Raw genomic sequence first — 26,820 nt, forward strand, 5'->3', positions numbered from 1 at the left:
ATGATTAGAAGCGACACTTTAATCAAGCAGCTACCATATTTTCTCGATTCAATCAGCGAATCACAAAAAATCACATTAGATAATATTAGCCAGAACGATATAAAGTTGCTTGTCCCTTATTTACTTGAGCATAAATTAGAATATTTATCCTTTTTATCAATCAATGAAACGAAATCGCTTGAACACTTTTATGAACTCACCTTAAAAAAGCAAACAGAGTGCTTAACCACACTTATTAATAATGAACTCATTGACTGTCAAGCAATCTTTCTTCAGGGGTTCCCTAGATGCTTAGGCTTATCTAATATTGTGCCATTTGGAATGAGAACCGATATTGATATACATATACCTCCAGAAAACATTGCTAGATTTAAAAGGGATATCAAACAAAAAGGATTTGATGCATTTGGTTTTTCAGATACTGAAATTTTTTTAGTTGATGATGAAATCAAAAAAAAATTCACCGTTCAAAGTTGGGCCCAGAAAGATTTCACGCTCACCTTACCTCTTCAAACCGATCTACCTAAAGATCTACCAATCGATTTTGGGGATTGCTACCTTCCATGGCTATACCGCGGTGAGAAATGGTTTTTAATGGTTTCTCTAGAAATTCATCATAACTATATTGATAAATCTGATTACGAAACTATTTTCAATAATACTGAGAGATGGCCTGAAACTGGATTTAACCGCAGTAATTTACCAAGCCTTATTTATTTCAATTTAGTCAGATTATATCAAGGAGTTTTATCTGGAGAAAAAAGATTGCGTTTGCTTCTTGATACTGCTTGTTTATTCAAACAGTCTGAAATCACATCTTGCATCACGGATGTAGACAGCCTAATCAAAAAATCTTCACTCACATTTGAGCTACGTTCTTTGTGCCTCTGCCTTTCAAGTATGCATAAGGTATTTTCCCCTTTAAAGGAAATTTCCGATTTGAACGATAACTTCAATAATTGGTTAAATGCTTTCTACAAAAGCATCTCTTTAAACACTACCGGATTTTAACATGAATAAATTAAAAATATCAGGACTTTTAACTTCTTTCGGGTTAGAAACTTTTTCCTCGCAAATAATATTTATTTTTATACCTTTACTTTTATTAATGAAAGGAAATGGAGATCTGATAGCTTCCATTACTCGAGCCTTAGCTTACATAGGACCTGTTATTCTCGGTTTTTATATAGGAAGCATAATCGACAGTTCAAATAAAAAAGCCTTAGGGTTCTTCGTGTCAATATCATCGTCTATAGTAACTTTTATTTATGGAGCTTTATCATTATATTACAATATGTTAGCCACCATTTGTTTTTTATTTTTTTTATCAATTTCCGGCTACCTCCTGAATAATTTAAGAGTAACAGTCCTACCATTAATGATAGAAAAATCAAAATTAAAAAATGCTAATTCTTTTTTATTGATAATTGAAAACTTGTCGTTATTGATTTCCCCAATTATTGCATCATTAATGCTTTCATTAATCAACCCTTCATTTGGGTTATATTTGTTAAGTTTTTGTTTCTTTATTTCATCTTTTTTGTATCTTTTATCTCTTAACTCAACAGACACACTAAATCGGGAGGTAAAAAATACAAATTTTTTACAGGCGGTATCGATTTTAAAATCCAATAAAAATTTCGTTTGCTATATATTCGCCATGATGGGTAATAACGCATTTGTGGGCGTATTTTCTCTTTACATTATGTTTTACTCTCAAGAGTCGGGGGTATTTACCACGAGTGAAAGTCCGTATATTTTAGTCGCGTCAGGCATTGGCGCCATACTCTCTGGGTTTATATCTTCAAAGTTAATTGATAAATTTAATACTAGTAACCTTATCTTTTTTTGCGGTGTTGCACTAATTTTCATACCAACGCCTTTATTTTTTTTCCACAACAAATTTTCATTTTACTTCGCATCATTCGGTGAAGGGTTTTTCTCATCTATTTTAGTTATATGCGTATGGACAATGCGACAGCTATTAATACCCAAGGAAATTCTGGGTAAAATAACCGGACTAACTAGCGCAATGTTTAAGTTATCAATGGTTATCAGTATTCCTCTTGCAGGCTATTTGGCTGATACGACTAAAAACTCTTTTTATTCATTAATATCTTCTTCTTTATGGATGCTGATATTTTTAATCCCTTTGTTTTTAAATGTTCTAAATTCCAGAGCGAATAACAACTGATTTATCTATCCGGCTAAAAAAAGTTTATTAGCATAAAAAGCGCTAAACTCTGATGTCTTTGCGCTTTTTCCTGATTTTACCGTTCTTAACGTTTCGCTAACGCAGATGCACGCTATTCATCAGCACCCTATTAATTCATTAAACATTAAAAAGACCTTCAACGATGAAAGATGCAGAAAAATGCTTAGCCATAGGGAATAAATATTAGAAATATTTATATAAAGGTTAATACTTACTCTCAGAATATCCATCATTTCTAGAGGGAATAAGCAATGGGCGAAAACTATACGGTAGGAGATTACTTATTGGATCGTCTGACACAGATTGGTATTCAGCATCTCTTCGGGGTGCCGGGCGATTACAACCTGCATTTTCTCGATCATGTCATCAGGCACCCGGAGATCGCCTGGGTGGGCTGTGCGAACGAATTAAACGCCGCTTACGCCGCCGATGGCTATGCGCGATGCCGGCCAGCAGCGGCCTTGCTCACCACCTTCGGCGTGGGCGAACTCAGTGCGATTAACGGTATTGCAGGCAGCTACGCGGAATGCCTGCCCGTCATTCACATTGCCGCTGCGCCCAGTCTCGCGTCACAACACAACGGCGAATTACTCCATCACACATTAGGCGACGGCGACTTTAGCCACTTTTCCCGCATGGCAGCAGAAGTTACCGTTGCGCAAGCCAGCCTCACCGTCGAGAACGCTACCACGGAGATCGACAGGGTTATTGGAGAAGCGCTTGCGCAGCACAAGCCGGTATACCTGTTTCTGCCCTTAGACGTGGCGGCGGCACCGGCTGGAACACGACCGTATTCGCTCGTTATCCCTGAACCATTACGCTCTGATGAATCGCTACAAGCTTTTACCACAGCCGCCACCACGATGCTCAGCGAGGCAAGATCAGTCTCCTTGCTGGCTGACTTTCTGGCTCAGCGCGTTGGTGTTGCAGGGCAAATCCAACACTGGCTCGATAAAACCCCGCTCCCCCACGCCACCTTGCTGATGGGGAAAGGCACGCTAAACGAACAGCATCGCAGTTTTACCGGCACCTACGCGGGTGGCGGCAGTCACGAAGCGATCCGAGCACACATCGAAGACGCGGATGTCATCATCAGCATTGGCGTGCGTTATACCGATACGATTACCGCTGGCTTCAGCCACCAGATTTCCAACGAAAAAAACATCGATATCCAGCCAACGCTGGCGCGCGTTGGAGGTCAGGTTTTCCCTGCTGTTCCGATGTCAGACGCCATCACCGCGCTGGAAAACATCACCGCGATGCTCGCGCCCCGTTGGGATCACTGCACCATTACGCCTCCGGCCTTACCGCAGTCAGAGCACACCGACACACTCAATCAACGAGAGTTTTGGCAACAGATGCAGCGTTTCCTCCGCTCTGGCGATATTCTCGTGACCGACCAAGGCACTTCCTGTTTTGGAGCCGCCACGCTCCGGTTACCAGCGGACTGCCATTTCATCGTGCAACCGCTGTGGGGGTCGATAGGCTATTCTCTGCCCGCCGCATTTGGCGCACAGATTGCCGAACCGGAACGACGCGTGGTGCTGTTGATCGGAGACGGCTCACTTCAGCTCACCGTGCAGGAACTGGGCTCGATCATTCGGGATCGCTTGAATATGGTCATTGTGGTGCTGAATAACGAAGGCTACACCGTTGAACGCGCGATTCACGGCCCCGAACAGCGCTACAACGACATTGCTGCCTGGAACTGGACGCAGCTTCCTGCCGCGCTAGGGGCGAATGAAAACGAGATACTCTGCGAACAGGTATGTTCACCGGCCGCACTCGCACAGGTGCTTGAGCAAGTGAATGCCGCATCTCGCTTCTCACTCATTGAGGTGGTATTGCCGAGAATGGATATTCCCGCGCTTTTACACACCATCACGCAGTCGCTTGAGACCCGCAATACCGTGCAGTAGCACGGTCAGACTGTCGACGAACCTATTTATTGAACGAGAACGGGAGTAACGGAATAGAAGAGTAAAGCGTTTGCGCCAGGGACAAAAGCGTCAGGAACGCTTTTGAACGTCGCTTGCGACGGCCCTGAAAGGGTGAATCTCATGGATGAGATTCATATCTGCGCAATCCGAGCGTACAGGGATGTATTCACAGCGTCTTTACGATCTATCCGTTACTACCGCCATACTGGCTTTGTCAGCAACCTCGGTATTCTTTTTACCGCCTACCTCGTAAGCGGTATATTCAACTATTAAAGATGCATTTAAAATGCAATTTATAAACTGCATTCGTTGAGAGGCATCATCATGGCATACCGCGATCAATCCCTGGGTGAGTTGGCTATCGCTATTCCGCGCGCAACCAAACTCTTTCGTGAACTCAATCTGGACTTCTGCTGCGGCGGAAAGCAAACGCTCAGCCGCGCGGCTGGCAAAAAAGATCTCAATATCGACGAGCTGGAAGCACAGCTAGAAAAACTGGCCGCGCAGCCTTCTGACGCGCGGGACTGGCGTGAAGCGCCACTGGCCGACATTATCGCGTACATCATCCCTCGCTTTCACGATCGCCACCGCGAACAGCTGCCAGAGTTGATTCTGATGGCGGAAAAAGTCGAGCGCGTGCATCACGATAAAGCCGATTGCCCACACGGCCTAGCAAACCAGCTGACCGCCATCTATAACGAGCTGTCTCAGCATATGATGAAAGAAGAACGCATCCTCTTCCCGATGATCAGTCAGGGAATGGGCGCGAATGCTGCCGCACCGATTTCCGTGATGGAGCATGAACACGATGACGCTGGACGTGATGTGGAAGTGGTCAAAGAGCTGACCAATGGCGTTGTACCTCCAGAAGGGGCCTGCAACACCTGGCGTGCGCTGTACTCTGGTATCAACGAGTTCATTACCGATCTGATGGAACACATCCATCTGGAAAACAATTTACTGTTCCCACGCGCGCTGCGCGGTGAGTAATGTCGTTTCAATAAAAAAAGAAAGTCAGTAAAAACCATTCCGTAAAAATAACAAAGGCGCTCAGTGAGCGCCTTTCTTTTTGTCTGGAGATTACAGAATTTCCAGCAGTTCCACTTCAAAAATCAGCGCGCTGAATGGTGGAATGGACGCACCTGCACCACGTTCGCCATACGCCAGATTGTGCGGAATATAGAGTTCCCACTTGGAACCGACTGGCATCAGCGTCAACGCTTCAATCCAGCCTGGAATCACGCCGCTTACCGGGAATTCAGCAGGTTGACCACGCTGGACGGAGCTGTCGAACACGCTGCCGTCAATCAGACGGCCGGTGTAATGCACACGTACGCGATCCTGACGAGCAGGAATCGAACCTTCACCCTGAGTCAACACACGGAATTGCAGACCAGATTCCGTGCTGTTCACGCCTTCTTTCTGCGCGTTTTCGGCCAGGAATTGCTGACCTTCTACCGCCAGCACCTGTTGGCGATCGCGACGTACCGCATCAGCACGCTCATGAATTTCACGCAGCGCACGATGAACCACATCCACAGGCACCGCAGGCGCATTACCTTCCAGCGCGTCACGTAAACCAGCAAGCAGAGCTTCTGGGATCAGACCTTCAAGACCTGATTCCTGTAACTGTTGACCAACCTGTAAGCCGATGCCGTAACTTGCCTGCGCTTCGACGCTATCAAAAGAAGGAGTTGTCATGGATGTTCCTTTTAATCTGTAAAAAACTGAAAGCGCAGCATAACAGCGACGGGGATTGGGGTAAAATCCTGCGTGCAGGTAATCACGTTAACCGCACGCCAGCCAAGCCATTCCGGGAAGCTGGCCTATACTGGTAGTTCTGATGTTTCTATCGCACGGGTTGCCTTAATCATCAACGCGTTAACTGGTCAGCCCATGCGGGTTATCGGTATACTGGATTGCGTTAGCATCCTGATACTGTTTTTATGCCGACGCCGTCTGGCTAGTGAGATAGCTTAGTTACCGACATCGTTTTAGTTACGGGCATAGCGTTGTTAATGACATCATTTTTATATGATGCTGTTTTTATACTGAACTGTTTTTATATTAAACCGTAGTAAGAGAGGTCACCATGGGCAGAATTGCGCCCAGGAAGCGGAAAACCACCTGGGATTATCAAACGCTAGTACGCTTCTGCCAGCGAATCATCCAGCGGCAGCCCTCACATGCTGTAGCCGTAGAAAACGACGGGGAACGCGAAGAGCAGGAACAGCTGCCCTCTCCTTCCCTGCGCGAGCGTCTTGGTACCATGCTACAGAAAGTCTGGCATCTGCCCGACGGCTATCACTGGATGGAACCGTTGCCGTTCCTCCATCGCCGCTGGATTTTAATCGCTATCGCACTGCTGCTCGTCGTGTTGCTCTGGCCTTACAGCGCTCAACATTCGCAGCCTGCCCGCACCACGTCCGTACCTCTTACTCAAGCGGATAATCAGGCTGCGATGCAGGCCGTGATTATTGAAAGCCAGCCTTTAACACCACAGCATCAGCCTGCGACTACCGAGCCTCCAATGTCGTCATCAGCACCGTGGCGACAGTATGAGATCGCTTCGGGCCAAACGCTGGCCCAGCTTTTTCGCGATAACAATCTGCCAGTCAGCGATGTGTTCGCGATGGCTCAGGTGGAAGGCAGGGATAAACCGCTCAGCAATTTACGGGCAGGTCAGGAAGTCAAATTACAGTTGAATGCACAAGGCATGGTCGCAGAACTGGAGATCGAAACCACGGCGAACCAGACGATTCGATTCACCCGCGGTGCGGACGGTGCCTTTACTCGTACGCGCTAACGAGCCAGCCGTTCCAAAAGAAAATCGCGCAGGACGATAGCATGGTTGTGCTGCGCGTCTTTACTGCCATAAAGCAGCGTGATTGCCTGCTTCTGCTCAAGTAACGTCAACAGCCTGCCGCACGCCGAACCCTGCACTAACTCATTACGATAGTAATCCACAAATTCCGCCCAGCGTTCAGGCTCGGCGTGAAACCATTTCCGCAACTCGCTACTCGGCGCGATGTCTTTAAACCACTCAACGCCCTCCAGACGCGCTTTGCTGATGCCGCGCGGCCACAGGCGGTCAATCAGAAAGGTGGGAGAAGAAAAAGGCGCGTGCGCGTCATAGACGCGGATGAGGTGAATCAAGTCAGACATGCAGCCTCCGGCCTCATTTTTAGGTATATACCCGTCATACTTCAAGCTGCTTGTGCGTTGGCCGCCCTTACTCACCCCAGTCACTTACCTGAGTAAGTTCCTGGGGATTCGTTCAGTTGCCGCCTTCACGCAACTCGAATTATTTAGGGTATAGGCAATGATAGATCATTTCCCAATCCCTAAAATGCAAAACGCTGGCACAAGGCCAGCGTTTCACATGTTAACTAAAGTATTAATTCAACAATAAACGTGAATTATGCTTCAGCAACAACAACGACATTCAGTTCAGCAAAGACATCGCTGTGTACCTGGAAGCTCACTTCGTGCTCACCCAGAGTACGCAGAACGCCGTTCGGCAGGCGAACTTCGCTCTTAGCAATGTCAACACCGGCAGCCGTTACCGCATCAGCGATATCGCGAGTACCGATGGAACCGAACAGTTTACCTTCGTCGCCTGCTTTAGACGCGATGGTAACGCTACCCAGTTCTTTGATCTTAGCAGCGCGAGCTTCAGCAGCAGCCAGAACGTCAGCCAGTTTGGCTTCCAGTTCAGCACGGCGTGCTTCGAAGAACTCAACGTTTTTCTTGGTTGCCGGGACAGCTTTGCCCTGTGGAACCAAGAAGTTACGAGCATAGCCCGCTTTAACGTTTACCTGATCACCCAGGCTGCCCAGGTTTGCTACTTTATCAAGCAGAATAACTTGCATTACTTTATCCTCTCAAAGTCTCGTTAATGGACAGTGGCCGATTACTGATGACGGTCAGTGTACGGCAACAAAGACAAGTAACGCGCACGCTTGATAGCGCGGGCCAGCTGACGCTGGTATTTTGCACGAGTACCGGTGATACGGCTCGGAACAATCTTGCCGCTTTCAGTGATATAGTTTTTCAGCGTAGCGATATCTTTATAATCAATCTCTACAACGCCTTCCGCGGTGAAACGGCAGAATTTGCGACGACGGAAATAACGTGCCATGTGGCTAGTCTCCAGAATCTATCAATTCAATCTGCTCGGCATGTAACACTATCTTGCTCAAGCCATTGCGCCCTTGATGGCAGCTAATGAACCCGTGCACGGTAAGTTGCGTGCCGACCGTTATACTGTGGGTAACTGATTGTGACGAGAGTCCGCTGACAATCACGGGCATACGACACCATGCTTGCCGACTCAATCCGGCTTCCTCCTGTGTCGAGCGGTGCTCAAGCACAAACTGACAGTGAGGAATGCCTGACGGGCTGACTTTACGAATGGGCGTCTTGCACACTGTGCCGGACAACACCAGACGATTCACCGTCACCACAACAATTACTCTTCAGAATCCCCTGCATCCACATCATCGCCAGCTTCAGCGAAATCTTCACGACGCTCACGGCGTTCGTCTTTCGCTTTCACCATTGGAGATGCTTCAGTTACCGCGTGCTTAACGCGCATAACCATGCTGCGGATAACGGCATCGTTAAAGCGGAAGTTTGTTTCCAGCTCATCGATCGCTTCCTGCGGCGCTTCAACGTTCAGCAGAACGTAATGTGCCTTGTGCAGTTTGTTGATCGGGTAAGCCAGCTGACGGCGGCCCCAGTCTTCCAGACGGTGGATCGTGCCCTGCGCACCAGTGATAGTGGCAGTGTAGCGCTCGATCATGCCCGGAACCTGTTCGCTCTGGTCAGGATGAACCATAAATACGATTTCGTAATGACGCATCGAATTGCTCCTTACGGATTATTCAGCCTCCTGTCTGGGTCAACCGCGGCCCGTGGAGGCAAGGAACGTGTGTATGTGCGGCTGAAAAAATGACGCGTAAGTATAGTGCCCGACATTAAAGAACACAAGGAAGAAACACAGGAGTTTTCTGCGCGGCGATATTTAAACAGTCGGGCAAGAATTACAGCGTCCGCTGGAAGAAATCAGCGCCTGCCTGCAGCGCCGTTGGCGTAATGCGATGCCCTACGCCCGGTTCGGTCAAATACGTCAGATTAGCCAGCTTATCGCGCGCCTGTAATGCCTGATAGAGGCGTGCACTTTCTGCCGCCGGCACAACATCATCCGCTTCACCGTGCCACACCAGCAGCGGCCGATCGGACAGCGCGTCCAGACGCGTCGTGACATCATAATCAGCCAGTTTGCTCGCTAACGTCTGCAACACCGCTTGATTTTCCTCACTATCGGCCGGAACCGGAGGAAACAGCGCGGACGATAGCGTAGAGAAATAGCCGGATCCCATAAATGCCGCTACCGCAGTAATCCAGGGATAACGCGCCATACACCCAAGCGCACTCATTCCGCCGAGCGACGCGCCGCAAACGCCAATCCGTGCCCCGTCGATCAGGCCACGCTGCCGATATTCCGCGACATAATCGGGAAGTTCTTCAATATTCGATTGCAGAATATCCCAGAAATGGCGCAATCGATGCGCTTCATCGCCGTTATAGCGCGCACCGTGCATGGCCGCATCGGCCAAAATCACCCGAAATCCAGCCTGAGCCAACGCATAGCCAAAATACGAATACACCTCTTTTGATGAGGTGTAACCATGAAAGAAGAAAATCGTCGGGAGGGGCTGCTCTCTCTTTCCCGCAGGTGCCGCGTGAATCGTTTCAATACCGCTACCGAGTTTATCCAGTGACATTTCGACCATATTTCCCTCGTTTTCCGTTCTGTCAGCCTATTTTTATGTAGCGAAATCGTCTTTAGCAGAAAGGGGACGACCTTTTACGATAACCCCACTCACAGCCACTTTCTTATCTCCGTGTCGTCCTTGATTCCGTTCGGGTTTAATTGGCGCATTTATGTAAATAAAAAAATCACATTGATCTAGATCAATAACTGAAATGAATGTTTACACTCCGTGATTAATTTTTTCTCATTTACTGCCGTTAACGCATGTGAAGCAAGACTAAAAAGTAACCTTTTTTATTATAAGAGACACACATATGTTGGGACTTTCTTTTAAACACTGGGGCCTGGGTATCAAGCTATCAGCCATCGCTTCACTGAGCGTGGCGATACTTTTTATCGCATTCACCCTATCCCTCACCCGATCAGCAGGCAATCAACTCAAAGCTCTGACCCTTAACGACATGCAGAGCCAGGTGAATGGCGTCACCGACATGATCAACATGTACGATGCCAGCCTACAAGCCGAGGTCAGCAACTATACGCGGCTGCTGGCAAGCTTTCTGCCGACGCAGTTTTCACTGGATAACGTTAATCGCACGCCTTTCGGAAGCACCTCTCACCCAACGCTTAAGGCTGGTGATACGGTACTGAACCTCAACACCGAAGTACCGGACGACTTTCTGAGCCGTACCCACGCGATCTCAACGATTTTTGTCCGTGATGGAGAGGATTTTACGCGCATCACCACTTCACTGAAAAAAGAAGATGGATCGCGTGCGATGGGCACCAAACTCGATCGTGAAAGCCCGGCCTATGCGCCCGTGATGAAAGGCGACACCTACAGTGGGTTAGCCACGCTTTTCGGCAAACAGTACATCACCCAGTATCAACCGATACGCGATAGTGAAAACAAGGTTATCGGTATTCTGTTCGTCGGTGTCGACATCACGAAGCAATTTACCGAGATGCAACAAACTATTCTGAACAAGAAAATCGGTGAAACAGGCCATTTCTTTGTCCTTAGCACGAAAAAAGGAAAGGATGCGGGTAACTATCTTTACCACCAAAGCAATGCCAACCAGCGCCCTGACTGGTCGGAAGGTGCGTTAGAGAAAGCGCTAGCAACCGGTAATGGTACGCTCGAATACGACAACAATACGATGACGGGCGAAGAAAGAACCCGAATCATGGTGTACCGCAGTATTCCGCAGTGGAACTGGATTGTTGCAGGCGCAGTGAGCAAAGAAAGCCTAATGGCAGAGGTTAACCACACCCGTAACTTGTTTTTGGGCGGTGGCATTATTCTGGTTCTGCTCTTCGCAGGATTCTTTGTCGTACTGACGCGCAAATGGCTGAGCCAGCCGCTGGTTGAAATCGTTAAAGTGGCGGAACAGTTTTCTGCCGGTAACCTGACAGCAACGCTCTCAAGCAACCGTTATGATGAAGTTGGCCGCCTGATCGATGCCATTAACGGCATTGGACAAGGGCTAACGACCATCGTATCGCAAGTGAGAAATTCATCCGAAGAAATCAGTGCCAGCACCGATGCGCTGGCTGCCGATAGCGAAAACATCAGCGAGCAGATTGTCCGTCAGGCCAGTAGCGTCGAAGAGACGTCTGCCAGCATGGAGCAACTCTCCGCCAGCGTGAAGCAGAACGCCGATAACGTCTCCGCCGCCAAAGATCTTGCAGAGCAGAGCGCCGTAGCAGCACGAAACGGCAGCCAGACCGTCACCGACTCCGTTTCGACGATGAGCGATATCAAAAACTCATCCCAGCGGATTGCCGATATCACGACGGTAATCGAATCTATCGCTTTCCAGACCAATATTCTGGCATTGAATGCTGCGGTAGAAGCCGCTCGAGCAGGCGAACATGGCAGAGGCTTCGCCGTAGTTGCTGCCGAAGTACGGGCACTGGCACAGCGCAGTTCTACCGCCGTGAAAGAGATTGAAGCCCTGATTGATGAATCACTGGAGAAAATCGAAGCGGGTTATCATTTCTCAGAAAAAACGCAGGCGGTCATGGACGACTTGCGTAACCGTATCTTGCAGGTCAGTACCATCGTGAACGATATCGATATCGCCTCACGCGAGCAGTCCGCGGGTATCAGCCAGGTGAACATCGCGATTGTACAGATTGGTCAGGCAACACAGGAAAACGCCATTCTGGTCAACAATTCGGAAGACACCGCACAGAGCCTGCGCCAGAAAGGCCACCACCTCAGCGAGCTGGTCAGCGTCTTCCGTATTTAACATTCACACGTACCCTAAATAATTCGAGTTGTAGGCAGGCGACAAGAGAAGGCATCCCGATGAGCTTACTCAAGTAAGTAATTCGGGTGCCTAAGCGCAGCCAACACACCTGAGGCTTGAAGTATGCGGGTATAACGGACATTGCGTCGCGGCTATTGCGCGATGGCCGCCACTTGAGTATTATGCCGACGTTTTTTCACCCATCCCTCACACTGACAAAGGAGACGACATCATGACAACACTTACTCTGATTCTTTGCAGGACATCTCGGGACTAATTCCGCATTCTTTTCCACTTTGCGTTATCCCCCCCAGCTGTAGCCTGCCTTACCCTATTTTTAAATTGATCAGCAGGATGATCTATGGGCAATGCTATTCGCTCTATTTCGGCGCGTGTCAGTGTGATCGCGACGGAAAACACTTGGATTGAAGGTAAAGCAATCCAACAACTTCAAACTACATCACAACTCCCTAATATGGTACGCGTGGCCGGAATGCCAGATTTGCATCCAGGCCGTGGTTACCCCATCGGAGCCGCCTTTTTTTCACAGCAGCGCTTCTACCCAGCACTGGTCGGGAATGATATCGGCTGCGGCATGGCGTTATGGCACACCGGCCTGAATGCTAAAAAGGTTTCTCTGGATAAGCTGGAAAAACGGCTTGGCAGTATTGATGGGCCACTGGAAAACGATATCGATATTCCACCGGCCCTGGCCGATTTCCGCTATTCGTTGGGCACCATCGGCGGTGGTAATCATTTTGCAGAATTGCAGCTGCTTGATGAAATTTATCAGCCAGATACGCTGCACGCTCTGCATATTGATCCGAAGCAGTTATTGTTGCTTGTCCATAGCGGCTCGCGCGGATTAGGGCAATCCATACTGGAAGCTCATGTGCGGGAATTCGGCCATCATGGTCTTGAAGCCAACACGCCTGCTGCTGAAGCCTATTTGGAACAGCATCAGTTCGCGCTGACATTTGCTACCAATAATCGGCGGCTGATCGCGCAGCGGATGTTGGAGCAGTGGCATACGCAAGGAGAGGCCGCGCTGGACGTGAACCACAATCTGGTGACACCAGCAACGATTGAGGGTATTTCCGGCTGGCTGCACCGCAAAGGTGCGACACCTGCCGATTGCGGCCCGGTCATCATTCCCGGTTCACGCGGTGACTACAGCTACATCGTGCAGCCCATTCCTCACGCCGACAGCCTGTATTCTCTGGCACATGGCGCGGGCAGAAAGTGGATGCGAACGGAGTGTAAGGATCGACTATCTGCACGTTACAGCGTCCAGCAACTGGCGCGTACTCGTTTCGGTAGCCGTGTTATTTGTCAGGACAGGGAACTGATCTTTCAGGAAGCGCCAGAGGCTTACAAACCGATAGACAGCGTGATTGGCGCGATGCAGCAGGCGGGGTTAATCACACTGATTGCCCGTCTGAAACCCGTACTCACCTACAAAACGCGCAGGAGGGATAAATGATATTGCTTCAACTTTCCGCTGCGCAGGGGCCGGACGAATGCATGCTGGCAACCGCAAAAGCGTTGCAGGCTCTGACGCGAGATGCTGCGCGGCACGGTATCGAATGTGAAGTCATCGAAACCGAATCAGGGAAGCGTTCCGGTACGCTGCGTTCCGCCTTGGTTCTGCTAAACGGTGAACAGGCGGAACCGCTGGCTGCCAACTGGTGCGGTACGCTTCAGTGGACGTGCAATAGCCCCTGGCGCAAAGGTGGCGGACGCAAGAACTGGTTTATTGGCATCGCACGCTTTCATCAGGAACAGGTGTTTGCCGATAACGAGATCCGCTTTGAAGCCACCAAGTCTTCCGGTCCCGGCGGGCAGCATGTGAATAAAACCGAGTCTGCCGTCCGCGCCACGCATGTCGCCAGCGGCATCACGGTGAAGGTACAGAGTGAACGTAGCCAGCACGCCAACAAGCGTCTGGCCTGTTATCTCATCGCCTATCGTCTGGAAGCGTTACAGCAACAGCAGCATGCTGAACTACGGGCACAGCGGCGTCTGTTCCACCATCAGATCGAACGCGGCAATCCGGTAAAAGTCTTCAAAGGCGAAGACTTTACGCTGGTCGTCTCGCGCTAACCTCAACTCACGGGCGGCACCCACTGCCGCCCGTGATTTTCCCTGTTAAAGAGAGTGCCATCTGTTCGATGATAGCGCTACACTCCCGCTATCTACTCCTGTCAGGCTGAAACGATGAACATCATGCGGATACTTTTCTTACCCTTAATACTGATGCTGTCCGGCTGCCAGATCATACAAGGAAAGCCTGTCGCGGCACCGCCGCCTGCGGAGAAAGCACTCGAAATTCGCTACGCGCAAACCAGCCAGTTGGAAAAAATGGGGACGATTTCGGTTAACGTACGCGGAAACGCTGATGATGTGGATCGCGCCCTTCAACAGAAAGCCGATGCCTCCGGCGCACATTATTATGTGATTGTGCTGAAATCCGAGGCCGCGACACTCCCGGGCATATGGTTCGCTCGCGCCGTCCTGTATCGCTGAATCTAAGGGACTCGCAGTAAAACAATACCGGGCAGATCCCCGGTATTGTCATGCCACGGCAAATTAATACGACATACACGCCGCATTCAGAATCCCGCCGCTGAGCGAAGCGGCACAGAGAAAGGCACCAGAAGCGATATCGTTATTCTGGATATGCTGGCTGAGGCGCGGCATATACAGGCGCACCGCGAAATAAATCAGCAATTGCACCACCAGCGCGACCACGCCCCAGGTAATGTAATCCACCAGATTCACCGAATTAATCGCCGCACTGGAAAGCGGGATCACGTAGCCAATCAACGCCCCACCAAACCCAATAGCAGCCGTACCGTTGTTTTCTTTAATCAGCGCCCATTCATCATGCGGCGTGACGCGGGTGTAAATAAACAGGAAAGCCAGCACCATGGCAAATCCGATAAAGAAATAGGAAACGAAAGCGAGTAACGACGTAACAATAGGCATAGAGATATTCCTTTTAAATGGCGGGTATAGATGATTATTGCATAGCAAAGCGTTTATACATGACTTTACGTGATAAACAACGCAAGAATCCCCTGCGGAGCACTTTATCCCTGGTCTTCATATCCGCACGAGTCTCCTCACATTTTTTAAGAAAACGGATAAGTATTGCGCCTGAAATGCCGATAACAGATAAGGTATTTTTTATTAGTTAGATAGTGCCTGCTTCACCTTCATCACCTGCTTTTTATGCAAACACACAACGACAACTAATCCGTTCTTGGCCTGCAAAGACGGAAAATAATTAATGAACAAAAGGAAGAGGTTTATGCTGCGCTGGATGTCATTTCAAAACCTGTCTGTAACACGAAAGTTATTGGTGGGATTTGGTTTATTGCTCATCATGGGGGTGATTCTCTCCATGGTCGGCTTTTACGGATTGCACAATAGCGACCAATCGCTGAAGCGCATCAGCCGCCTTGGTGCCATGTATGACAAGACCGTTGTCGCCAGAGAAAACAATTTCGGCTATGCGCTGGAGCGTAAAGCACAGTATCTGGAACAGCACGACAGTGCGATCAGTAACATTAGCGAAGAACTGTCAGCCTTGCTGAAAGCGATCGACACGGGCCATTGGCCAACGGAAGATAAAAGTACCATTCAGGATATCAGCACATCACTCAACGCCTATATTACACAGCGCCAGCAGGTTATGAGCCCAGATGTCAGCCAACAGCGGCTCAGTGAATTAAACGCTCAGATGGCGGTGTTGCAGGAAAATATCAATAAGCTTTACTTCACGGAAGAGACCCGCGCCGGTCATAACGTCATTAGCAGCGATATACAGTTGGGCGTGATTACGCTGATTGCCATCATACTCGGTCTGACCACGGCCATTGTTATCTCACGACAGATCGTCCGTCCGCTACACCAGGCGTTACACGCTACCCGCGCAATTGCGGAAGGCGATCTTACCGTACAGCTTCATAATGAACGCCGCGATGAATTGGGTCAGTTAATTTCAGCCATGGGGCAGATGAACCATAATCTGCACAGCATGATTGATAAAATTCGCCTCAGCGCGAACCAGATTTCCTATGCCGCTGGAGAAATTACCGCCGGTAACGTCGATCTTTCTTCTCGCACGACGCAGCAAGCCGCCGCACTTGAAGAAACTGCCGCCAGTATGGAACAGCTGACGTCAACGGTGAAGCAGAATGCCGATAACGCCCATCAGGCTAACCGGCTGGTCATGGATGCCTCCAATACCGCGAATCAAGGAGGAGAGCAGGTATCTAAAGCCGTTAATACCATGCACGATATTGCGCAAAGCTCCCACCGCATCGCTGAAATTACCTCAATGATCAACAGCATCGCGTTTCAGACCAATATCCTGGCGCTCAATGCCGCGGTAGAGGCTGCGCGAGCCGGTGAACAAGGGCGTGGTTTCGCCGTCGTCGCCAGCGAAGTGCGTAGTCTTGCACAGCGCAGCGCACAGGCGGCCAAAGAGATCGATACACTGATTGCTGAGTCGGTTTCGCAGATTAATAACGGTGCTGCACTCGTTAACGGCGCGGGGAAAACGATGGAAGGGATTGTCCAGTCAGTGACGCAGGTCCACGACATCATGAAAGACATTACTACCGCGTCGGACGAACAGCATCGCGGCATTTCTCAGGTTGGTCAGGCTATTATAGAAATGGATCAGAACACACAGCAAAACACCGTGCTGGTGGAGCAATCCTCATCTGCCGCTCAGTCTCTGGAACAGCAGGCGCTCATCCTGTCGGATGCGGTCTCCGTTTTCCGGCTTTTACAGCCTTCACAACACGAGGTTCGCAGACTGACATCTGCTGCATAAGCACTATTTAGAACACCAGCCAAAAAAATCAACGAGGTGCCTGATGGCACCTCGTTATTATTGATAGCGACGGCAATTATGCGCGCTGGCGAACGGCTTCAAACAGGCATACGCCAGTGGCAACAGAGACATTCAGTGAAGACACGCTGCCCGCCATCGGAATACTGATCAGCTCATCGCAGTGTTCACGAGTCAAACGACGCATACCTTCCCCTTCCGCGCCCATCACCAGCGCCAGCGGCCCGGTCAGTTTGCTTTGGTACAGTGTATGATCCGCTTCACCCGCCGTGCCGACGATCCAGATGTTACGTTCCTGCAACAAGCGCATCGTACGGGCAAGATTGGTCACGCTGATAACCGGTACAGTTTCTGCCGCGCCACAGGCCACCTTCTTCACCGTCGCATTCAGTTGCGCGGAACGATCGCGTGGCACAATCACCGCGTGCACACCCGCCCCATCCGCATTACGCAGGCAAGCACCCAAGTTGTGTGGATCGGTCACGCCGTCCAATATCAGCAGGAAAGGCGTTTCCAGATTATCTAACATCGCAGGCAGATCGTTTTCCTGATATTTCCGCCCTTCTTTGACTTTCGCTACGATCCCCTGATGCACCGCGTCTTCAGCCTGCTTATCCAGCCATTGGCGATTCGCCACTTGAATGACGATGCCCTGCGCTTCCAGCTCCGTAATAACGGACTGAAGGCGACGATCGTCGCGTCCTTTCAGAATAAAGACTTCCAGAAAACGCTGTGGATCGCGCTCAAGCAGTGCCTTAACCGCGTGGATACCGTAAATAATTTCGCTCATTGATACTCTTCAAATTGTGTAAAGCGAGATAACATTCGTCTTGCGGGTTGTAGAGACCGAAGTCTCTACAACGTCAAGCCGTTCGTTATTCCTCAGATTTCTTCTTTGCTCGTTTAGCCTTCGTCGCGGCGGCAATTTTACGCGTTTTTTCCGCGTTCTTTTTCGCTTTATCGCGGTTCTTTTTCGGCTTGGCTTTTGGCTTATCCGACTTCGCGCTGCTATCGCCTTCTTTGCGGAATGCGGCATCCGGCTCAAAGTTTGCCGGCGCTTTGCTCGCGCTGCGACGACGTCGAGCTGGCTTGGCCTCACGCGAATCCGGCTTCTTCACACGGTCGCGTGCCGTTTTACCTTCGCCGCGCACCTTGCGCGTGCTGGAAATCAGCGCAAAATCAATGTTGCGCTCATCCATATGAACGGCTTCAACACGAATTTCGACTTCATCACCCAGACGATAAACCTGCCCGCGCGATTCGCCGATCAGCCGCTGGCCGATATTATCGTAGCGGTAGTAATCATTATCCAGCGTGGAAACGTGCACCAACCCATCGATAAACAGATCTTTCAGGCGCACGAAGAAGCCAAAACCGGTCACACTGGCGATAATCCCCGTAAAGACCTCACCCACGTGATCCTGCATAAAGTCGCATTTCAGCCAGTCTGCAACGTCACGCGTGGCTTCATCCGCACGACGCTCCGTCATCGAGCAATGCATACCCAGCTGTAGCATCTCATTAATGTCGCTATGCCAGCCGCCCGTTGACGTCCAGCGCTCATGACGATCGCTCAGCAGATACTTAATGGCGCGGTGCAGTGACAGGTCTGGATAACGACGAATCGGCGATGTGAAATGGCCGTAAGACGTTAATGCCAGACCGAAGTGGCCTCGGTTCTCTGGGTCATAAATCGCCTGCTTCATTGAACGCAGCAGCATAGTTTGCAGCATTTCCCGATCGGGACGGTCAGCCAACTCATTCATCAATTCTGCGTAATCTTTCGGCTGTGGTTTCATTCCACCTTTCAGCGTCAGCCCCAGCTCACCCAGTACGCTACGCAGGGCTAAGACATGGTCTTCACTCGGCTGATCGTGTACGCGGAACAGCGCAGGTTCTTCGTTTTTCTCCACAAATTTCGCGGCAGAGATATTCGCCAGAATCATGCACTCTTCGATCAGCTTGTGCGCATCATTACGCACCACCGCTTCCACACGCTCGATACGGCGTTCAGCGTTGAAAATGAACTTCGCTTCTTCCGTTTCAAACGCGATGCCGCCACGCACTTCACGCGCGTGTTCAAGCGCCTTGTACATACGGTGCAGCTCTTCCAACCCACCTACCAGCGGCTTGTAGTGCTCGCGCAGCTCGGCGTCGCCTTGCAGAATATGCCACACTTTAGTGTAGGTCAGGCGCGCATGCGAACTCATCACCGCTTCATAGAACTTATAGGACGACAGCTTACCCTGCGCCGAGACGGTCATTTCACAGACCATACACAGGCGATCGACCTGCGGGTTAAGCGAACAGAGTCCGTTCGACAGGACTTCCGGCAACATCGGCACCACCTGCGACGGGAAGTATACCGACGTGCCACGCGCACGCGCTTCATGGTCGAGCGCCGTATTTGGCCGAACGTAATAGCTCACGTCCGCAATCGCAACCCATAAACGCCAGCCACCGCCACGTTTCGGTTCACAATGCACCGCGTCATCGAAATCGCGAGCATCTTCGCCGTCAATGGTGACCAGCGGCAGCTTACGCAGATCCACACGGCCTTTTTTCGCGGCTTCAGGCACTTCTTCGGAGAGATCTTTCACCTGCTCTTCCACTTTAGGTGGCCAGGTGTGCGGAATATCATGAGTACGCAGGGCGATATCCACCGCCAGCCCAGTGCCCATGTTGTCACCGAGGATCTCGACGATCTTACCCACCGCTTTCGTGCGGCGCGTGGCGCGTTGCGTCAGCTCAACCACCACCACGAAGCCCATGCGAGCACCGTTAATTTCTTCTTTCGGGATCAGAATATCGAAGCTCAGGCGGCTGTCATCCGGCACCACGAACCCGACACCGGCATCGACAAAATAGCGGCCGACAATTTGTCCGGTACGCGGTTCCAGCACGCGCACAATGCGCCCTTCACGGCGTCCTTTACGATCAGCACCCAGCGGCTGTGCCAGTGCAACATCGCCGTGAATCGTCCGTTTCATCTCTTCAGCCGACAGATAAAGATCGTCTTTACGGCCTTCCACGCGCAGGAAGCCGAAACCATCGCGGTGACCAATGACCGTACCGCGCAGCAAATCGAGCTTTTCCGGCAACGCATAGCACTGACGGCGGGTAAAAATAAGCTGACCATCACGCTCCATCGCACGCAGGCGACGGCGCAGCGCTTCGAGAGCTTCTTCTCCGGTTAATTGCAGGTCGGCGGCTAATTCTTCCCGGCTAATCGGGGTATCGCGTTTGGCGATGTGCGCCAAAATATATTCACGACTGGGGATGGGGGATTCGTATTTTTCTGCTTCGCGTTCCAGGAATGGATCTTGTGACATTGCGGTTCCTCCGTTGTCATCAGCAGGAGGCTGAACAAAATTCATTCAACCAACAATAATTTATAAAGCGGCGGGTTTTCTTTGACCATATCAGCCAGCGTGTATTGATCCAGCTCGTGCAGAAAATTTTGTACCGCCTGTTGAAGCACCTGCTTCAAGCGACAGGCTGATGTTATGTGGCAAAAATCATGGCTACAGTTAACCAGTGTGAGCGGTTCAAGTTCTCGTACCACATCACCAATTCGGATGGTTTCTGCCGGTTTCCCCAGGCGGATACCGCCATTCTTACCACGCACGGCCATTACCAACCCAGCACGACTAAGTTGATTGATAATTTTGACCATATGATTACGGGACACGCCATACACTTCCGTTACCTCCGAAATGCTGGTCATTTTCCCACCCGGCAGTGACGCCATGTAGATGAGCGCCCGCAAACCATAATCCGTGAAACTTGTTAACTGCACATAAACCTCGGATACCTCTGGGTATCATTGACTGGCGTATTGAGTACGCCCCTGAAAAACCAACGCTATTGACAGATGATAAACCAGGCACAAACACTACGGCTAATTATTTATACCCTTTACGCTGCGAGAGACCAGCGGGATACGCCCTGTTTGCCAACACCTTTTGCTCCTGCCATATCTTTTTAATTTTATCTCACCGCAACACAGATAACGTATTCTCTTTAGTTTCACACACCACATCCAATGATGACTGGGTTATCACCGACGAAGGCGGCGTAAGGAAAAGGACACCATGGGGTTGAAAAATATTTCTATTCGTACTGGCTTATTAACGTTATTGCTGTTAATCACCCTGCTCCTACTGATCGTCAGCGGCATGGGCGTGGTTGCCATTGAGAAGGACAGGGAAACGCTGACAGCGCAAAACCAGATTCAGGGCATTGAGCTCGGCAACCTGATGAGCGGCTATAACCAGACGCTCAGCGCAAGAGCCTCGGCAACGCTCGCCGTCAGGAAGATCGAAATTGGCCTGCTGGACGACGGTGCCAGAGAAACCGGGGTCGTAGAGAAACATCTGCGCCAATCGCAGGAAGACATCGAACGCGTGATCAAATCAGCCAATGCCGATCCCAAACAGCAGGCGCTGGCGCAGGACGTATTGAAAACCTATCAGGCCTATTTTCAGCAGGGCATGACGCCGATGCTGAGCGCACTGCAAAAACAGTATACCGACGAATACTATGAAGTTCTGGAAAAACAGCTCGGCCCGCTGAGTGAGGCCTTTGATTTGTCGATCCAGAATTTCCGACAGTATGCTCAGCAGCTTTCCGAACAGGGTCTGGCACAGTCCGAGCGCAATGAGCGCATCATGCTGCTGCTCATTGCCATTGCCAGCCTGTTATCTATCACGCTGGTGGTATTAGCCTGGGTCGCACTGCGTCACATGCTGCTCAAACCGCTGGACTATGCCATTGAGCAGTTGGAGCAGGTTGCTAGCGGTAATCTGACACGCCGCCTGATTCAAGGCGGAAACAACGAACTGGGGCGGCTCAATGATGCCATCGGCCGTATGCAAGGGGCGCTGCTGGAATCGGTTAGCCAGGTGCGCGATGCCAGCACGCAAATCGATCTAGGTAGCCGCGAACTGTTTGAAGAAAACGCTCAGCTTTCCCAACGCACCGAGGAATCCGTTGCTGCACTGGAACAGACCGCAGCGAGCATGGAGCAACTGAGCGCGACGGTGAAACTTAATGCCGATCACGCAGAACTCGCACATCAGCTCGCCAATAACGTCTCGAACACCAGCAGCCGCAGCAACGAGTCCGTCTGTTACGTCATTGAAAAAATGCAGGAGATCGCCACCAGCGCCAAACGCATTAATGACATTCTCAGCGTTATTGACGGCATCGCGTTCCAGACCAACATTCTGGCGCTGAACGCTTCCGTCGAGTCAGCGCGCGCAGGCGAACAAGGTAGAGGCTTTGCTGTCGTCGCCGGAGAAGTGCGTAATCTGGCGCAGCATAGCGCACAAGCGGCGAAAGAGATCCGTGCATTGATTCTAGATTCCCAAACGCGCGTGTCCGAAGGGCTTCAATTAGCCTCTAAAGCGGGTGAAACCATGGACGAAGTGACCGACGAAATCATCCGTATTACACAGCTGATGCGAGACATTTCCACCGCCACGCAAGAACAGCATCGCGGTATTGAGCAGGTTAACGTCGCCTTCACACAGATCGATAAGGTCGCTCAGCACAACGCACAGCTCGTCAAAGCCTCATCCGCGACGACGCAGTCGCTGGAGCAGCAGTCCCAGCAGTTGATGCGGTCTATGGCGCTATTTCAGGTAGACCCTCGCCTTTCCTAATTTACAGATGTATTACACCGCCTGTGGTCAGCCCAACGCCGATCACAGGCCTTCCGCTGAATCGCCCACGCCCTATTTACGCCGCATATCCTCTCAAAAATCGAATAAATAATGACAGAAGGCAGGAACCCTCTTCCCTCTTCACACACCTATTTCATAGGTATACTTTCAGATAATTTGAGTATTATTTTTTTACCGCTATTCTCTGTTTTTACACATAAGCGTATAAATAGAGTTTCCGCGTAAAAGCGGCAAAATCAATTACGGCAATACATTGAATAAAAAGACAATGAGAGACATCTCTTATTGGTAATATTCATCATGCGTTCTAGGTTATTAATTACCTATTAATATAATATTTATTAAATTAATTAATAGCAGGCTATTTTATTAATTCGCTCCATTGATTTTCGCGTAAAAAAGGGAGACGGTCGATCGCCCGATAACATCACAGATGGCTTCATGATAAAACGAATGCCTCTGACAACAGCGAATCAAGGGTAAAGACAGAAAGAATATAGGCAAATATAAACATGAATAATCAGTCAGTTGATGTTGATTTGATTACCAGGTTTGACAATGAAGCCAAACTGCACGCGCTCAATTCCGTTTATGCCATCGCCGAATTCGACCTGGCAGGGAAATTGATTGAAGCCAATCCTCTTTTTTGCAAAATGCTGGGCTACAAAAAAGAAGACATTATTCAGAAAAACCACACGCTTTTTCTGCCAGAAGCACAGCGTCAAAAACATGAGCATTTCTGGCACGATGTAATTAAAGGGAATATTAACGCAGGGGAATTCCAACGGAAAACCCAAAAAGGAGACATCATTTGGCTCCACGCCGCCTATACGCCCATTATTGATCATTCAGGTCGCCGCGTTGGCGTCATAAAACTGGCGCTTGATATTACTCAGGAAAAGCGTCTGATGTCGGAGCATCGGGCACAGCTAGACGCGATTGAAAATTCGCAAGGCGTGATCGAGTTTGATAAAGACGGCTATATTACTCACGTCAATAAACACTATCTGATGCTGACGGGCTACGAAGGGAAGGAAATTCTCGGCCTGCACCACAAGTCACTCTGCGATCCTCTTTATACCGAACAAGCCGACTATCAAACATTCTGGGAAACCTTGCATCGCGGTCACCCTATCAGCGGACGATTCCACCAGTTGGGCAAAGACAGCCATTCATTCTGGATACAGGCGACCTACAGTCCGGTTATGGATAGCGACGGTAATGTGAGAAAAATCATTAAATATGCTCACAACATCACGCAAAACGTCGAAACCGAAAAGAGAGCCCATCAGCAAGGCATCATTCTCGATATCCTGCTGTCAGTCCACGACAGCTTTCTGCTCGACCACAATCTGCCTTCCGCCTGCGATAAAGTCTTTGAGCGGCTGCTGAGCGTCACCAACAGCACCTTCGGCTTCATTGCCACATTGCAGGAAGATGAAAACGGCCAGTCGCTCTATCTTCCCGCGATATCCAGTCTTGCCTGGGATGAAGAAACCCTGACCTGGTACAGAAACCAGCGCAAAACCCACGGCGGCCTGAGGCTCCGTAAACTGGATAATCTGTTTGGTCACGTTGTTACCCACAATACCGTGGTGTGCACCAATAACCTGTTGAGGCAAAAGGCTGGTCGGGACCTCCCGCCCATCCATCCCGCGCTGTATTCCCTGCTGGGGATTCCTATCACCCACAACGGCAAAGCGATCGGAATGATCGCACTGGCTAACCGTCGGGAAGGTTACGATCAAACGATGGTCGAACTACTGACCCCACTGGTGAAAACACTCGGTATCATCATTCACGCCCGTTCGCTGGAAGATGAGCGTACACAGATAGAGGCCTCCTTACGCTTTAACGCGGGGCATGATTTTCTTACCGGCCTGCCAAATCGCAGCAGCTTCTTCGAACAAGCCAACGCCTTTTTTCTATACAAACAGCAAAACCAGCAGACAGATAAAAGCTGTTTGGCCATTATTGACATCGATTTATTCAAAAACATTAACGATCAATACGGCCATCTGGCTGGCGATGCTGTCCTCAAAGAGCTGGCAATACTCATGCGCATGTCACTGCGTCTGGAAGATCTGGTCGCCCGGCTTGGGGGCGAGGAGTTCATCATACTGTTAAAAGATGTCTCTTATGAAACGGCGGTGATGACCATCGAACGTATTCGTAAAGCGATTGAGCAACACACGCTGGAATACGATCGCCAGAATCTGCATTTCACAATCAGCGCAGGGATTGCCGCCTACTGTTCCGATCTTGCTTCCGTTGAAGACTGGATTCAGTTAGCCGATGCAAACCTCTATGCAGCTAAACGGCAAGGGCGCAACTGTGTGAAATAAGCCCATCCCGACAGCGCTGCTGGTAGCTTTGTTCGAACGTTTGCATTCCCGCGGCCCCCCCCGTTTGAATCAGTCCGGGAAGCTGGTGCGTTTTCCCTTCCCGAATCAGGTTGCTGACTGCCGCTGTCGCCGTCAGCACTTCATAGAGCGCAATACGGCCACCGTGTGCCGCAGGCAGTAACGTTTGCGTCACTATCGCCTGTAAACAGGTAGCTAACTGGCTGCGAACATAGGCTTTCTCTTCGCCGGGAAAGACGTCAATCAGACGGTCAACCGCCTGGGATGCACTGCGTGTATGCAGCGTTGATAGCACCAAATGGCCCGTTTCCGCTGCCGTCAGCGCCAGCCGAATCGTCTCTGTATCACGCAGTTCACCCAGCAGAATGACATCAGGATCTTCCCTCAATGCCGCGCGTAGCGCCTGCGAAAAAGACGCGCTGTGCGTACCAATCTCCCGCTGCTGAATCAGGCAGCGTCGACTGTAATGAATAAACTCGATCGGATCCTCCAGCGTGATCACATGACGATCGCTACTGTCGTTTAATACCCCGATCATTGCCGCCAGCGTTGTGGATTTACCGCTGCCCGTCGCGCCGGTAATCAGGAGTAGTCCGTTTGGTTTTTCCAGCAGCGTCGATAGAACAGGTGGCGCATGCAGCTCGTCCAGTGAAGGCTGAACAGACGGAATAATGCGCAGCGCCGCAGACAGCCCTTCCCGCTGGCGAAACACGTTCACTCGCAGGCGTCGTCCATCGGGTAGCATTAACGCGCCATCCACCTGCCCCATCAGCCGTAGTTGCTCGCTCTGAACCGGTTCAAGCCAGGCGTCGCACCATTGCGCCACCTGCTCCGGCGTTAAACGTGGTAAGGTATTTTCAGGTTGTATCCGCCCATCCACACGCAGTACTGGCGGATGCCCGCTACAAAGGTGCAGATCCGAGGCATTATGTTTTACACTACGCGCTATCCACTCATCCAATTCCATAGATTAACCTCCTGAATAACCATGACGACAATCCAGCAGAATCTACAGGTCATCCGGCAGCAAATCGCCACCGCCGCTGTGCATTGCGCACGGGCACCAGAAGAAATTACACTACTTGCAGTCAGTAAAACCAAACCTGTGAGCGCGATCGAAGAAGCCATTGCGGCAGGGCAACGTGCGTTTGGCGAGAACTATGTTCAGGAAGGCGTAGAGAAGATTCACTATTTCCAGGAAAACCACCCGGATACACAGCTGGAATGGCACTTTATCGGCCCGTTACAGTCAAATAAAAGTCGGCTGGTAGCAGAGCATTTTGATTGGTTTCACACTGTGGATAAGCTGCGCATCGCACAGCGTCTGAGCGAACAGCGCCCGGCAACGTCGCCACCGTTAAATGTGTTATTGCAGATTAATATCAGCAATGAAGCGAGCAAATCCGGCATTATGGTGGATGAATTAGCAGGGCTCGCCGCCAGCGTCGCCGCGCTGCCTAACCTGCGCCTACGTGGCCTGATGGCGATTCCGGCACCGGAAACCGATGATGAACAGCAGTTAGCCGTTTTCAAACAAATGGCCGCGCTGTTCCAAACGTTGTCCATCACTTATCCGCATATTGATACACTCTCTATGGGGATGACGAACGACATGCGTGCAGCAATTACCGCTGGCAGCACGCTGGTACGCATCGGTACGGCAATCTTTGGCACACGGGACTATTCAACAAAAAGCGCATAAACCGCAGAGGCACGT

25 protein-coding genes are annotated in these 26,820 nt (G+C 50.4%); 13 read left to right on the forward strand and 12 right to left on the reverse strand.

The genetic code is table 11. The features are described from left to right. The 4 genes from JFY74_17275 (at nt 1) to ytfE (ending at nt 5,145) form a co-directional block, all read left to right on the forward strand. A complete protein-coding gene (locus tag JFY74_17275; GenBank protein ID QQG27801.1) occupies nt 1-1,011 on the forward strand; it encodes a hypothetical protein in 1,011 nt (336 codons plus the stop codon). 1 nt (nt 1,012) lies between these two features. Next, nucleotides 1,013-2,194, forward strand: a complete 1,182-nt coding sequence (locus JFY74_17280) for an MFS transporter (GenBank protein ID QQG27802.1) — start codon at nt 1,013-1,015, stop codon at nt 2,192-2,194. A 272-nt stretch (nt 2,195-2,466) separates the two neighbouring features. Next, complete coding sequence (ipdC, locus tag JFY74_17285) at nt 2,467-4,134, forward strand: indolepyruvate decarboxylase (protein QQG27803.1); 1,668 nt, start codon at nt 2,467-2,469, stop codon at nt 4,132-4,134. A gap of 345 nt (nt 4,135-4,479) precedes the next feature. Continuing rightward, a complete protein-coding gene (ytfE, locus tag JFY74_17290; GenBank protein ID QQG27804.1) occupies nt 4,480-5,145 on the forward strand; it encodes an iron-sulfur cluster repair protein YtfE in 666 nt (221 codons plus the stop codon). Nucleotides 5,146-5,235: 90 nt separating this feature from the next. Here the strand turns inward: ytfE and fklB are convergent, their stop codons facing one another. After that, nucleotides 5,236-5,856, reverse strand: a complete 621-nt coding sequence (gene fklB, locus JFY74_17295; protein QQG27805.1) for an FKBP-type peptidyl-prolyl cis-trans isomerase — start codon at nt 5,854-5,856, stop codon at nt 5,236-5,238. 391 nt (nt 5,857-6,247) lie between these two features. Between fklB and JFY74_17300 the strand changes: the two genes are divergently transcribed. Beyond that, a complete protein-coding gene (locus JFY74_17300; GenBank protein ID QQG27806.1) occupies nt 6,248-6,961 on the forward strand; it encodes an Opacity-associated protein A in 714 nt (237 codons plus the stop codon). Here the strand turns inward: JFY74_17300 and JFY74_17305 are convergent. From JFY74_17305 to yjfP, 6 genes are all read right to left on the reverse strand, one after another. Continuing rightward, on the reverse strand, nt 6,958-7,320 hold the full coding sequence (locus JFY74_17305) for a DUF488 family protein (GenBank protein ID QQG27807.1): 363 nt from the start codon (nt 7,318-7,320) through the stop codon (nt 6,958-6,960). The two genes, JFY74_17300 and JFY74_17305, sit on opposite strands and share 4 nt — an antisense overlap. Nucleotides 7,321-7,574: 254 nt before the next feature. Further along, on the reverse strand, nt 7,575-8,027 hold the full coding sequence (gene rplI / locus JFY74_17310; GenBank protein QQG27808.1) for a 50S ribosomal protein L9: 453 nt from the start codon (nt 8,025-8,027) through the stop codon (nt 7,575-7,577). A 41-nt stretch (nt 8,028-8,068) separates the two neighbouring features. Beyond that, a complete protein-coding gene (gene rpsR, locus JFY74_17315) occupies nt 8,069-8,296 on the reverse strand; it encodes a 30S ribosomal protein S18 (GenBank protein QQG27809.1) in 228 nt (75 codons plus the stop codon). Nucleotides 8,297-8,300: 4 nt separating this feature from the next. Continuing rightward, on the reverse strand, nt 8,301-8,621 hold the full coding sequence (gene priB, locus JFY74_17320; GenBank protein ID QQG27810.1) for a primosomal replication protein N: 321 nt from the start codon (nt 8,619-8,621) through the stop codon (nt 8,301-8,303). A 5-nt stretch (nt 8,622-8,626) separates the two neighbouring features. Next, a complete protein-coding gene (rpsF, locus tag JFY74_17325) occupies nt 8,627-9,019 on the reverse strand; it encodes a 30S ribosomal protein S6 (GenBank protein ID QQG27811.1) in 393 nt (130 codons plus the stop codon). A 181-nt stretch (nt 9,020-9,200) separates the two neighbouring features. Then, complete coding sequence (yjfP, locus tag JFY74_17330; protein ID QQG27812.1) at nt 9,201-9,953, reverse strand: esterase; 753 nt, start codon at nt 9,951-9,953, stop codon at nt 9,201-9,203. Nucleotides 9,954-10,248: 295 nt separating this feature from the next. On the opposite strand from yjfP, the gene JFY74_17335 reads away from it, so the two are divergent. The 4 genes from JFY74_17335 to bsmA all read left to right on the forward strand — a co-directional run bounded on the left by JFY74_17335 (nt 10,249) and on the right by bsmA (nt 14,715). Next, on the forward strand, nt 10,249-12,189 hold the full coding sequence (locus JFY74_17335; GenBank protein QQG27813.1) for a Cache 3/Cache 2 fusion domain-containing protein: 1,941 nt from the start codon (nt 10,249-10,251) through the stop codon (nt 12,187-12,189). Nucleotides 12,190-12,550: 361 nt separating this feature from the next. Continuing rightward, nucleotides 12,551-13,672, forward strand: coding sequence for an RNA ligase RtcB family protein (locus JFY74_17340; protein QQG27814.1), 1,122 nt, complete (start codon nt 12,551-12,553; stop codon nt 13,670-13,672). Continuing rightward, nucleotides 13,669-14,292 (forward strand): peptide chain release factor H, encoded by a 624-nt coding sequence (prfH, locus tag JFY74_17345; protein ID QQG27815.1) that lies wholly within the window; start codon nt 13,669-13,671, stop codon nt 14,290-14,292. The genes JFY74_17340 and prfH overlap by 4 nt, the downstream gene beginning before the upstream one ends. Before the next feature lie 114 nt (nt 14,293-14,406). Beyond that, nucleotides 14,407-14,715, forward strand: coding sequence for a biofilm peroxide resistance protein BsmA (gene bsmA / locus JFY74_17350; GenBank protein QQG27816.1), 309 nt, complete (start codon nt 14,407-14,409; stop codon nt 14,713-14,715). Between the two features lie 63 nt (nt 14,716-14,778). Here bsmA and JFY74_17355 read toward each other — a convergent pair whose 3' ends face one another. Next, complete coding sequence (locus tag JFY74_17355; GenBank protein QQG27817.1) at nt 14,779-15,177, reverse strand: DUF350 domain-containing protein; 399 nt, start codon at nt 15,175-15,177, stop codon at nt 14,779-14,781. A 325-nt stretch (nt 15,178-15,502) separates the two neighbouring features. Here JFY74_17355 and JFY74_17360 point away from each other — a divergent pair, with 325 nt between their 5' ends. Beyond that, nucleotides 15,503-17,035, forward strand: a complete 1,533-nt coding sequence (locus tag JFY74_17360; GenBank protein ID QQG27818.1) for a HAMP domain-containing protein — start codon at nt 15,503-15,505, stop codon at nt 17,033-17,035. Nucleotides 17,036-17,111: 76 nt separating this feature from the next. Here the strand turns inward: JFY74_17360 and rlmB are convergent, their stop codons facing one another. The 3 genes from rlmB to nsrR all read right to left on the reverse strand — a co-directional run bounded on the left by rlmB (nt 17,112) and on the right by nsrR (nt 20,852). Then, complete coding sequence (gene rlmB / locus JFY74_17365) at nt 17,112-17,843, reverse strand: 23S rRNA (guanosine(2251)-2'-O)-methyltransferase RlmB (protein ID QQG27819.1); 732 nt, start codon at nt 17,841-17,843, stop codon at nt 17,112-17,114. A gap of 85 nt (nt 17,844-17,928) precedes the next feature. Next, the gene (rnr, locus tag JFY74_17370; protein QQG27820.1) at nt 17,929-20,385 is read right to left on the reverse strand and encodes a ribonuclease R; all 2,457 of its coding nucleotides are present in this window, start codon (nt 20,383-20,385) and stop codon (nt 17,929-17,931) included. A gap of 41 nt (nt 20,386-20,426) precedes the next feature. Then, nucleotides 20,427-20,852 (reverse strand): nitric oxide-sensing transcriptional repressor NsrR, encoded by a 426-nt coding sequence (nsrR, locus tag JFY74_17375; protein QQG27821.1) that lies wholly within the window; start codon nt 20,850-20,852, stop codon nt 20,427-20,429. Nucleotides 20,853-21,147: 295 nt separating this feature from the next. Between nsrR and JFY74_17380 the strand changes: the two genes are divergently transcribed. Together JFY74_17380 and JFY74_17385 are read left to right on the forward strand one after the other, a co-directional pair. Further along, complete coding sequence (locus JFY74_17380; GenBank protein QQG27822.1) at nt 21,148-22,719, forward strand: Tar ligand binding domain-containing protein; 1,572 nt, start codon at nt 21,148-21,150, stop codon at nt 22,717-22,719. Between the two features lie 533 nt (nt 22,720-23,252). Continuing rightward, nucleotides 23,253-25,085, forward strand: a complete 1,833-nt coding sequence (locus tag JFY74_17385) for a diguanylate cyclase (GenBank protein QQG27823.1) — start codon at nt 23,253-23,255, stop codon at nt 25,083-25,085. On the opposite strand, the gene JFY74_17390 is transcribed toward JFY74_17385, so the two are convergent. Beyond that, nucleotides 25,054-26,070, reverse strand: a complete 1,017-nt coding sequence (locus JFY74_17390) for a type IV pilus twitching motility protein PilT (GenBank protein QQG27824.1) — start codon at nt 26,068-26,070, stop codon at nt 25,054-25,056. The two genes, JFY74_17385 and JFY74_17390, sit on opposite strands and share 32 nt — an antisense overlap. A 21-nt stretch (nt 26,071-26,091) precedes the next feature. Between JFY74_17390 and JFY74_17395 the strand changes: the two genes are divergently transcribed. After that, complete coding sequence (locus JFY74_17395; protein QQG27825.1) at nt 26,092-26,805, forward strand: YggS family pyridoxal phosphate-dependent enzyme; 714 nt, start codon at nt 26,092-26,094, stop codon at nt 26,803-26,805. Nucleotides 26,806-26,820 lie beyond the last annotated feature (15 nt).

Source organism: Pectobacterium carotovorum (assembly GCA_016415585.1).
Classification (GTDB): domain Bacteria; phylum Pseudomonadota; class Gammaproteobacteria; order Enterobacterales; family Enterobacteriaceae; genus Pectobacterium; species Pectobacterium carotovorum_K.

Bases quoted from the DNA above. Each gene is read 5' to 3' on its own strand.
- bsmA (QQG27816.1), top strand. From the start codon at position 14,407: ATGAACATCATGCGGATACTTTTCTTACCCTTAATACTGATGCTGTCC.
- yjfP (QQG27812.1), bottom strand. From the start codon at position 9,953: ATGGTCGAAATGTCACTGGATAAACTCGGTAGCGGTATTGAAACGATT.
- JFY74_17385 (QQG27823.1), top strand. From the start codon at position 23,253: ATGAATAATCAGTCAGTTGATGTTGATTTGATTACCAGGTTTGACAAT.
- ipdC (QQG27803.1), top strand. From the start codon at position 2,467: ATGGGCGAAAACTATACGGTAGGAGATTACTTATTGGATCGTCTGACA.
- JFY74_17305 (QQG27807.1), bottom strand. From the start codon at position 7,320: ATGTCTGACTTGATTCACCTCATCCGCGTCTATGACGCGCACGCGCCT.
- prfH (QQG27815.1), top strand. From the start codon at position 13,669: ATGATATTGCTTCAACTTTCCGCTGCGCAGGGGCCGGACGAATGCATG.
- JFY74_17300 (QQG27806.1), top strand. From the start codon at position 6,248: ATGGGCAGAATTGCGCCCAGGAAGCGGAAAACCACCTGGGATTATCAA.
- rlmB (QQG27819.1), bottom strand. From the start codon at position 17,843: ATGAGCGAAATTATTTACGGTATCCACGCGGTTAAGGCACTGCTTGAG.
- ytfE (QQG27804.1), top strand. From the start codon at position 4,480: ATGGCATACCGCGATCAATCCCTGGGTGAGTTGGCTATCGCTATTCCG.
- rpsR (QQG27809.1), bottom strand. From the start codon at position 8,296: ATGGCACGTTATTTCCGTCGTCGCAAATTCTGCCGTTTCACCGCGGAA.
- JFY74_17335 (QQG27813.1), top strand. From the start codon at position 10,249: ATGTTGGGACTTTCTTTTAAACACTGGGGCCTGGGTATCAAGCTATCA.
- rpsF (QQG27811.1), bottom strand. From the start codon at position 9,019: ATGCGTCATTACGAAATCGTATTTATGGTTCATCCTGACCAGAGCGAA.
- rnr (QQG27820.1), bottom strand. From the start codon at position 20,385: ATGTCACAAGATCCATTCCTGGAACGCGAAGCAGAAAAATACGAATCC.
- rplI (QQG27808.1), bottom strand. From the start codon at position 8,027: ATGCAAGTTATTCTGCTTGATAAAGTAGCAAACCTGGGCAGCCTGGGT.
- JFY74_17360 (QQG27818.1), top strand. From the start codon at position 15,503: ATGCTGCGCTGGATGTCATTTCAAAACCTGTCTGTAACACGAAAGTTA.
- fklB (QQG27805.1), bottom strand. From the start codon at position 5,856: ATGACAACTCCTTCTTTTGATAGCGTCGAAGCGCAGGCAAGTTACGGC.
- JFY74_17380 (QQG27822.1), top strand. From the start codon at position 21,148: ATGGGGTTGAAAAATATTTCTATTCGTACTGGCTTATTAACGTTATTG.
- JFY74_17275 (QQG27801.1), top strand. From the start codon at position 1: ATGATTAGAAGCGACACTTTAATCAAGCAGCTACCATATTTTCTCGAT.
- JFY74_17390 (QQG27824.1), bottom strand. From the start codon at position 26,070: ATGGAATTGGATGAGTGGATAGCGCGTAGTGTAAAACATAATGCCTCG.
- JFY74_17395 (QQG27825.1), top strand. From the start codon at position 26,092: ATGACGACAATCCAGCAGAATCTACAGGTCATCCGGCAGCAAATCGCC.
- JFY74_17340 (QQG27814.1), top strand. From the start codon at position 12,551: ATGGGCAATGCTATTCGCTCTATTTCGGCGCGTGTCAGTGTGATCGCG.
- JFY74_17355 (QQG27817.1), bottom strand. From the start codon at position 15,177: ATGCCTATTGTTACGTCGTTACTCGCTTTCGTTTCCTATTTCTTTATC.
- JFY74_17280 (QQG27802.1), top strand. From the start codon at position 1,013: ATGAATAAATTAAAAATATCAGGACTTTTAACTTCTTTCGGGTTAGAA.